Raw genomic sequence first — 5019 nt, 5'->3', positions numbered from 1 at the left:
CCTTGCCGATGCCGGTGCCCGGCGTCACCGCGCCGGTGTCGATGTCGTAGGCCACCTTGATGCCCGTCTTCTGCTGCACCGTGACGACAGACGGCTTCTCCGCCGCCACGGCAGTCCCCAGCAGCAGAACCGCTGCCACCACTGCAAACATGCGTGCCAACATGACGTCTCCCTCCTCCTGGTTGCGAGAATGCAAGTCATTCTCGTTTTCGAGTATAGCTCAGAATGGGGAGACAGAGACGGATTTGGCAACGGCATCACAATGGCCTGCGCTGCCCTGCGATGCTCTGCAGAAAGGCGGGATCGGCCCGGTGGGCATCGACGAAATCCACCCGAAAAGGCAGCGCGCTTTCTTCAAGGCGCATGGACAGCTCGGCCCGTTCATCCAGCGTCAGCGGGCGGCCGATGTCGATGAGCAGATCCAGATCAGAGCCGGAACGGGCCGTACCGGCCACACGGGAGCCGAATGCCCAGATTTTCGCTTCGGGCAGCAGCGCCCTGACGATTGAAGCGGCTTCAGCCATCCAGTCCATGCACCCGCTCCAGCCGCTGCAACAGCTTCCGCGCCATGGGCAGAAAGTCTTACAGACAGTGACCTCCTCTTGAAGAGCTTTGCGCTGCAACAGCTTCCGCACCATGGGCAGAAAGTCCTGTGCCGCCAGATAGACCTGATCCGCCACGGCCTCGTCATAAACATGCGAAGTCAGGTTGCGCGCCTCGTGAAAGCGCCACCATGGCGCCACATCATCAATCAGCCCCTTTTCCTGTGCCAGCCGGTAGAGGTGACGACGGGAGACACCCTGCACCTGCTCAGGGGGCAGCATTTCCCGCAATACCCGCTGCAGCAGCTTCCAGCTGAGTTCATAGCTGAACGCGAAGTTCTGAATGACGCCGGCACGCAGGGTGCGCCACATCTTGTCATCAGGGGATTGCGACTGATAGCCCGCAGCCACCTCCAGCGCATCCGCGAGGCTGTTCAATGCATTGTGCAAAGGCGTGAACAGAATCATGACACCATTCACACCACACTGCGACCGCCGTCCAGCGGGATGGAGGTGGCGGTGAGATAGGGGTTGTCCATGATCCAGCGCACTGTCTGCCACACCACCTCCGGCCCCGGCTCGATCTGCAGCAGGGACTTCTTCAGCCGAGCCCGACGGTAGTCCTCCGGGTCATCCTCGTTGAACATGATCAGCGCCGGGGCGATGTCGTTGACCTTGATCTCGGGCGCGTAGAGCTTGGCGAAGGATTTGGTCAGGTTCTGCAGCCCCGCCTTGGTGGCCAGATAGAAGGCGTGGCGGTCGGAACCGCGGGCGGTGTTGAAATCCGAGATGGAGATGATGTCCTTCAGCGGGCTGGCGCTGGCGCGCAGCCAGCTGACCAGCAGACGGTTGAGCTCATAGGGCACCTGCATGTGCAGACGCACCAGCGCGTTCACTCCTTCCGGCGAGGCGGCCAGCGTCTCGTCCTTCAGCCACAGGGAAGCGTTGTGGATCACCGCCCGCAGGCTGGCCGCCTGTTCCGAAACGAAGCGGGCCACCCGCTCGCTGGCGTCCGGTTCGGTCAGGTCGATCATCAGCCCGCGGGCGCCGGCGGCTTCCAGCTCGCTGACGCCGGGGCGCATGGTGCGGTAGGTGAACAGCACCGGCCAGTCGGTCTCGGCCAGAAAGCGGCGCGCCAGATGCAGACCGATGCGCTGGCCGGCTCCGGTGATGAGAATGGCATTTTCCAGCCGCTGCGACATGGGGTCTCCCCTATTTTTGCCGGATGACTTTTTCCGCGCCCCGAAAACGCCCGGATTTTGCCGGCGAAAAGCGCTGACAGCCCCATTTTTCGTCAAAAAAGGGCTTTGGCGCGGCCAGCGCGCGGGCAATCAGCCATGGCGCATGGGCGAAGTAGCACCAGGCGCGCCGGCGCGTACCGTCCGCCAGACAGACATCGACCACCCTGCGGCGGTAGAGGGCGCCTTCGTCCTCCAGCGCGTCCAGCCGGGGCCACAGCCGGGGCGGCACCTCATACAGCTCGCCGCAGACGGGCGCGGCCAGCTCATCCGGCGCCTGCTCGATCAGCAGCGGCCACGCCCAGCCAAGATGGAGCAGATGGCGCCCGCAGGTGCGCGCCTCGCCCAGAAAACGCGCGCCCTTCAGCACCGAGGCATTGCGCCCGCCGCGCATCAGCGAGCCATACACGAACAGGGTATTCAGTGGCATTTTTGCCGCAGCGCCTCGGCCACCACCGGGTGCACGAAGGCGGACACGTCCCCGCCCAGACAGGCGATCTCCCGCACCAGCGAGGAGCTGATGAAGGTGTTCTGCTCCGCGGGCGTCAGGTAGAGCGTCTCGATCTCCGGCGCCAGCCGACGGTTCATGGTGGCCAGCTGGAACTCGTATTCAAAGTCCGACACCGCCCGCAGCCCGCGCAGAATGGCCTGCCCGCCCACCTGGTGCACAAAGTCCACCAGCAGGCCGGAAAAACCGGCCACCTCAACTTTCGGCTCGTCGGCGAACACCGCCTCCGCCAGTGCGATGCGCTCGGCCAGCGAGAACATGGGCCGTTTCTTCGGATTGTCCGCCACCGCCACGATGATGCGGTCGAAAAACCGGCTGGCGCGCGCCACCAGATCCGCATGACCGTTGGTGATGGGATCAAAGGTGCCCGGATAGACGGCGGTAATGTTCATGCGTCCTCTCCTGCCTGATAGAGCAGATAGCGTACCTCACCCGCCGTCTTTTCGCGATGCAGCCGCCAGCTTTCGGGCACTTCGGGCGAAGGCTGCTTCTTCGGCTGCTCCACATACACCCAGCCGCCCGGCGCCACCCAGCCCTGCGCCAGCCGCTGCACGACCCGCTCCTGCAGCGCCTCGGCAAAGGGCGGATCGACAAACACCACATCAAACGCCTCGGGCGCACCGTCCAGATAGCGCAGCGCATCCCCCTGCACCACCCGGGCCGCCGCCCCCAGCATCTTCAGGTTGGTCTTGAGCTGGCGGGCCGCCTTCGGGTTGCGTTCCACGAACACCGCCTCGCCGGCCCCGCGGGAGAGCGCCTCCAGCCCCAGCGCCCCCGTGCCGGCGAAAAGATCCAGCACCCTCGCGCCGGGCAGTTCGAACTGCAACCAGTTGAACAGTGTCTCGCGCATGCGGTCCGCCGTCGGGCGCAGCCCCGGCGCGTCAATCACCGGCAGCTGCCGCCGCGCCCACTGCCCGCCGATGATGCGTATCCTGCCCGCGCGTCCGCTCACCAGTCGCTCCCGATGCCGCCGCCCATGTTGTCGTCAATGCCACCCCATGTACCCAAAGTGTCATCCAGCCCGCCTGAAACATCATCATGCCCGAACAGATCGGTACCGAAAGGGTTGCCCCCCACATCCACGCTGCAGTCCGCCATGGGCAGGCCCGTGGCCGGATTGACGCTCGGACAGGCGTCATGCGACGACACCATATTGTCATCACCCGCCGACGGCCGCTCCTCCTCCAGACCGAACAGCCATTTCCACCAGCCCATTACTCACCTCCTCATCAACGCAACGCAAACAGCTCCGCAGGCAGGCGCAGTCCCTGACGGCCACGCCCCAGCGGCACGATGGCATACTGCTCGCCAGCCAGCCCCAGCGCCTCGCGCAACGCCTTCTTGATGTCATATTTGCGGTCCCGCACGAAGTTGTGGCTCATGCCGCCCTCTTCCAGTGGCTCCAGCGACCGCCCCACATGGGGCAGCATGTCCAGCCCGTGTTTCTGCGTCCAGCGCAGAAACGCCTGCGCCAACTCCGCGTCACCGTTCACATCTCCCTGCAGCGGCATGTCGATCGGACCGTCACCACTGAGCAGCCGCGCCACCATCCAGGCGTAGAAGACAAAGTTGATGCCTTTCAGATCCACCTTCGTGCCGCCCACCCTGACCGACCTCTCCGCCAGATCGATCACCACCGGCTCCGGCTCCATGTTGCTCTGCAGCCGCCGGATCAGCGCCTCATAGCCGTGCCGTCCCTGCAGCACCTCCGCATCCAGCACACCGCTCAGGCGCAGAAACGGCACCTCAGACAGCGACACCCTGGCCTGCGCCCGGTCCATGATCTCCCCATTGCGGTCCCGGATCGGACTGCTCTCCGGCGTCGGGTAGAAGAACTGCGGATGACTCTCGAACGCCTGCGGTTCCACCAGCACATGGCTCAGCCTGTCCTGCGCGCGGCCGAACAGCGACAGAATGTAGCCGGCGAAAAAGCTCATCGTCTTGCGTCCACCCGCCAGCGACACATGCAGCTCCACCTCCGGGTCGGCGCAGAAGCGTCGCACCTGCTCGGTGACCATGTCTGCAAGACGCAGGTTGTCCGCCTCCGTGCGAATGTCCTCCAGCGGTCGCCCCCGGGTGTCCTTCACCGTGAGGATATGCTCCGGCGTAAACACAATCTGCGGCAGGGAATAATCATTCACCAGCCGGTTGAACCAGCCCCCCTCCTCCACAAACAGCGTCAGCCGCGCATGCTCCGCCCCCTTTGCCGTCGTCACCAGCCACACCTCATCCGGAATCCACGGCTCCGGCTGATGGGCCAGCGCATAGAGCGTCTCGGTCACCACCTGCGGCGAAAGGCCCGACACGCACAGCAGCACCCTGCGGCTCACGACGCCTTCTCCTCCGGCAACTGAGGCTCGCCCAGATCCAGCACCTGGTAGCGGCGCAACTTGGGCTGACACTGCTCAAACTCCTCCAAGGTCAGCTCCCGCCCGCGCCATTCCGGCGGCACCGTCAGGTCCAGGTTCACATATTGGGCGCCCGCCTCCTGCACGGCCTTGATCCGATGCATCGGCAGATTGCCGATCACACACACGTCCTTCTCCTTCTTCAACGCCTCCAGCTCAGCATCGTCCAGGTGCTGAATCACCTTTTCTGGCGTCACCTTGCAAGCCTGCTCCAACCACTCGGCAGCTGCCTCATGACGCGAAACCAGCCATACTTTCTCGCAACCGGTTTTCTGCTCCCCGGATTTCTCAAACGGCTCACATTGCTCCAGATCCAGAGGCTG

At 64.4% G+C, this 5019-nt stretch carries 8 protein-coding genes; all 8 read right to left on the bottom strand.

The genetic code is table 11. The features are described from left to right. Window positions 1-257: 257 nt before the first annotated feature. A complete protein-coding gene (locus F8K16_RS01070; protein WP_294945746.1) occupies window positions 258-1010 on the bottom strand; it encodes an HI0074 family nucleotidyltransferase substrate-binding subunit in 753 nt (250 codons plus the stop codon). Window positions 1011-1018: 8 nt separating this feature from the next. Then, the gene (folM, locus tag F8K16_RS01065; protein WP_294945744.1) at window positions 1019-1744 is read right to left on the bottom strand and encodes a dihydromonapterin reductase; all 726 of its coding nucleotides are present in this window, start codon (window positions 1742-1744) and stop codon (window positions 1019-1021) included. Between the two features lie 10 nt (window positions 1745-1754). Beyond that, the gene (locus F8K16_RS01060) at window positions 1755-2210 is read right to left on the bottom strand and encodes a gamma-glutamylcyclotransferase (protein ID WP_294945741.1); all 456 of its coding nucleotides are present in this window, start codon (window positions 2208-2210) and stop codon (window positions 1755-1757) included. Continuing rightward, complete coding sequence (coaD, locus tag F8K16_RS01055) at window positions 2201-2680, bottom strand: pantetheine-phosphate adenylyltransferase (RefSeq protein ID WP_294945738.1); 480 nt, start codon at window positions 2678-2680, stop codon at window positions 2201-2203. Before coaD ends, F8K16_RS01060 begins: the two co-directional genes overlap by 10 nt. After that, the gene (gene rsmD, locus F8K16_RS01050) at window positions 2677-3240 is read right to left on the bottom strand and encodes a 16S rRNA (guanine(966)-N(2))-methyltransferase RsmD (protein ID WP_294945736.1); all 564 of its coding nucleotides are present in this window, start codon (window positions 3238-3240) and stop codon (window positions 2677-2679) included. Before rsmD ends, coaD begins: the two co-directional genes overlap by 4 nt. Beyond that, window positions 3237-3503, bottom strand: coding sequence for a hypothetical protein (locus F8K16_RS01045; RefSeq protein WP_294945733.1), 267 nt, complete (start codon window positions 3501-3503; stop codon window positions 3237-3239). The genes rsmD and F8K16_RS01045 overlap by 4 nt, the downstream gene beginning before the upstream one ends. Window positions 3504-3517: 14 nt before the next feature. Next, window positions 3518-4618, bottom strand: coding sequence for a CRISPR-associated ring nuclease Csm6 (gene csm6 / locus F8K16_RS01040; RefSeq protein WP_294945730.1), 1101 nt, complete (start codon window positions 4616-4618; stop codon window positions 3518-3520). Beyond that, on the bottom strand, window positions 4615-5019 hold a 405-nt coding region (csx16, locus tag F8K16_RS01035; protein ID WP_294945727.1), incomplete at its 5' end, for a CRISPR-associated protein Csx16. The genes csm6 and csx16, both read right to left, overlap by 4 nt.

The organism is Sulfurivirga sp. (genome assembly GCF_015490265.1).
In the GTDB taxonomy this organism is placed as follows: Bacteria; Pseudomonadota; Gammaproteobacteria; order Thiomicrospirales; family Thiomicrospiraceae; genus Sulfurivirga.
The sequence above is the reverse complement of the archived record's forward strand: the minus strand, read 5'-3'. Positions and strand labels throughout refer to the sequence as shown.

Bases quoted from the DNA above. Each gene is read 5' to 3' on its own strand.
- F8K16_RS01070 (WP_294945746.1), bottom strand. From the start codon at position 1,010: ATGATTCTGTTCACGCCTTTGCACAATGCATTGAACAGCCTCGCGGAT.
- folM (WP_294945744.1), bottom strand. From the start codon at position 1,744: ATGTCGCAGCGGCTGGAAAATGCCATTCTCATCACCGGAGCCGGCCAG.
- F8K16_RS01060 (WP_294945741.1), bottom strand. From the start codon at position 2,210: ATGCCACTGAATACCCTGTTCGTGTATGGCTCGCTGATGCGCGGCGGG.
- coaD (WP_294945738.1), bottom strand. From the start codon at position 2,680: ATGAACATTACCGCCGTCTATCCGGGCACCTTTGATCCCATCACCAAC.
- F8K16_RS01045 (WP_294945733.1), bottom strand. From the start codon at position 3,503: ATGGGCTGGTGGAAATGGCTGTTCGGTCTGGAGGAGGAGCGGCCGTCG.